This window comes from Pseudomonas sp. P4_C3 (assembly GCF_056402075.1).
Genome location: NZ_JBFUIC010000442.1, coordinates 1 through 2,835, shown reverse-complemented (window position 1 = coordinate 2,835; position 2,835 = coordinate 1). Strand labels below are relative to the sequence as shown.

At 60.3% G+C, this 2,835-nt stretch carries 3 protein-coding genes; 1 reads left to right on the top strand and 2 read right to left on the bottom strand.

All coding sequences use genetic code 11. The annotated features are described in order from the left end of the window. The first annotated feature begins 290 nt into the window (after positions 1–290). On the top strand, positions 291–1,025 hold the full coding sequence (locus AC1DVH_RS29045) for an ArsR/SmtB family transcription factor (RefSeq protein ID WP_477756682.1): 735 nt from the start codon (positions 291–293) through the stop codon (positions 1,023–1,025). A gap of 124 nt (positions 1,026–1,149) precedes the next feature. On the opposite strand, the gene AC1DVH_RS29040 is transcribed toward AC1DVH_RS29045, so the two are convergent. Both AC1DVH_RS29040 and AC1DVH_RS29035 read right to left on the bottom strand, forming a co-directional pair. Further along, positions 1,150–2,103: an adenosine deaminase gene (locus tag AC1DVH_RS29040; RefSeq protein WP_150727777.1), complete on the bottom strand. Its 954-nt coding sequence runs from the start codon at positions 2,101–2,103 to the stop codon at positions 1,150–1,152. Positions 2,104–2,269: 166 nt separating this feature from the next. Beyond that, on the bottom strand, positions 2,270–2,835 hold a 566-nt coding region (locus tag AC1DVH_RS29035), incomplete at its 5' end, for a BMP family ABC transporter substrate-binding protein (RefSeq protein ID WP_477756681.1).

The window sequence follows — 2,835 nt, the reverse complement described above, 5'->3', positions numbered from 1 at the left end:
CAGGAACGATCACCACCTATGCCGGGCGGAGGACAGGATCCCGCGACCAACCCGCATATACTAGCGCCCTCATCATGTAGGTAGCGTCGATCCCCCAATGGCGGGTCCACGTTCGAGTCGGTCCGGCTGCACGGTCATCCTTCTGGCCTTCGCAGCGTCGGCCAGGCAGCGCAAATGAGTGAGCAAGGCGTCGCCGGGTTTATGACAGTCTCCACGGATTGGCCGACGACACATTACTGGTCAAGATGTTTCTGGRCAGTAAACGAAACGATTCAACAGGGAGTGAATACATGGAACATGCACCTTGCATCAGCCAGATCGCCACATTGCTGGCTGACCCAAAGCGCAGCGCAATGATGTGGGCCTTGATGGATGGTTCGGCGCGAGCAACCGAAGAGTTGGCATTGCTGGCTGGCCTGTCACCGTCTTCGGCCAGTGCACACCTGGGACGTTTGTCCGCTGGAGGTCTGCTCAAGGTTGAAAGCCGCGGCCGCAAACGCTTCTTCCGTCTGGCCGCGCCCGAGGTCGGGGCGGCAATCGAAGCACTGGCCAGCGCGACCTTCGCCAGCGCACCCCAGGGTATTCCGGACGTATTCAAGCGCAATGCGCCTCTCGTCAAACCCCGGGCGGTGCGTTCGTCATTGCTGAGTGCCCGACTGTGCGACGATCACTTGGGGGGCACCCTGTCCGCCGATCTGTATCAGCGACTGCTGGAGGCAGGCTGGATCGAACAGTTTGATCAGCGGGTCACGGTCACGCTCAAGGGCGCGACGGGGTTGGCGGCACGGGGAGTGTTCATCCAGGCGCTGGCCCATCACAACGGCAGGGTTGCCTGCGCATGCCCTGACTGGAGCGAAAGACGCCCGCACATGGGCGGCTCGCTGGGCGCGGCATTGTTGCAGCTGTTCATGCAGTCGGGGTGGTTGAGCCTGCCCAACGATTCCCGAGCCTTGCAGGTGACGGCCTCCGGCCAACGCGAGATCCATCGCTTTGCCCAGGAAACCGAACTGGAAATGGCGCTTTAAAACCTTACCCCAATCTGTAGGAGCTGGTTTGCCAGCGAAGACGGCGCCACATTCAGCATCATGGTTGAGTGGGGGGGCGCCTTCGCTGGCAAGCCAGCTCCTACAGTTGGATTTGCGGTGCTGCCTAGGGTTTCACCAGCCGCGCATCGAGGCTGTTCTGCGCCAGGCGTTTGGCCTGATCCTGAGTCATGCCCAAGTGGGTGTGCAGCGCATGGAAGTTCTCGGTGACATAGCCACCGAAGTACGCCGGGTCATCGGAGTTCACGGTCACTTTTACGCCGCGCTCCAGCATGTCGAGAATGTTGTGCTGTGACATGTGATCGAACACGCAAAGCTTGGTGTTCGACAACGGGCATACGGTCAGCGGGATCTGCTCGTCGATGATTCGCTGCATCAGGCGTTCGTCTTCGATGGCGCGCACGCCATGGTCGATACGCTGGATTTTCAGCAGGTCGATGGCTTCCCAGATGTACTCGGGCGGGCCTTCTTCGCCGGCGTGGGCTACGGTCAGGAAGCCTTCGTGACGGGCGCGGTCGAACACGCGCTGGAACTTGCTCGGCGGGTGGCCCATCTCGGAGCTGTCCAGGCCCACGGCGACGAACGCATCGCGGAACGGCAGCGCCTGGTCAAGGGTTTTCTGCGCTTGGTCTTCGCTCAGATGGCGCAGGAAACTCAGGATCAAACCACTGGTGATACCCAGTTGCTGCTCGCCATCCTTCAGCGCAGCGGCGATACCGTTGAGCACCACTTCGAACGGGATGCCACGGTCGGTATGGGTCTGCGGGTCGAAGAACGGTTCGGTGTGAATCACGTTCTGCTCTTTACAGCGCAGCAGGTACGCCCAGGTCAGGTCATAGAAATCCTGGGACGTGCGCAGCACATCGGCACCCCGGTAATACAGGTCGAGGAACTCCTGCAGGTTGTTGAAGGCATACGCCTTGCGCAAGGTTTCGACGTCGTTCCATGGCAGGGCAATCTTGTTGCGCTCGGCCAGGGCGAACAACAGTTCGGGTTCCAGCGAGCCTTCCAGGTGCAGGTGCAATTCTGCCTTGGGCAGGGCGTTCAGCCAGTCGTACATAATTCTTTTCTCATCAGGTGCAATGGTCGCCATTCTACAGAGGGTTGCCGCAACAATTGGTAAAACCTGACCAGGCGGTTCATCACACCGCTTTCAGTTCCCGTCGATAAGCGTAGGTATCGGCGAAACGCGAGAGCAGGAACTCGGCGCAAGTGGTGGCCGGGAATTACTTCGGCATCTCGGCCTTCATGCCTTCCACGTAGTAATTCATCGACGCCAGTTCCGCCGTGGTAGCGCTTACGCCTGCCGGGATTTTCTCGACTCCCGCCTGATCCTTGATTGGCCCGGTGAACAGTTGCAGCGCACCGCTCTTGATGTCGGCGATGAGCTGCTCGGCTTCGCTCTTCACCGTCGCCGGCACCAGATCGCTGATCGGCAGCTCAACGGTGCCTTCTTTCAAACCGCCCCAGTAGTCCAGGGATTTCCAGTCATGGTCGATCACGCTTTGGGTCGCCTGAATGTAGTGCGGGCCCCAGTCATTGACGATGGAGGTCAGCACCGCTTTCGGTCCGAAGTGCGCCATGTCCGAAGCGTAGCCCACCGCATACACACCGCGACGTTCGGCGGCCTGGATCGGGGCGGGGCTGTCGGTGTGCTGGAACACCACATCCACACCCTGATCGATCAACGCGTTGGCGGCATCCGCTTCCTTGCCCGGATCGAACCATGAGTTGACCCACACCACCTTGATCTCGGTGCCGGGGTTGTACTTGTTCAGGGCCAGCTGGATGG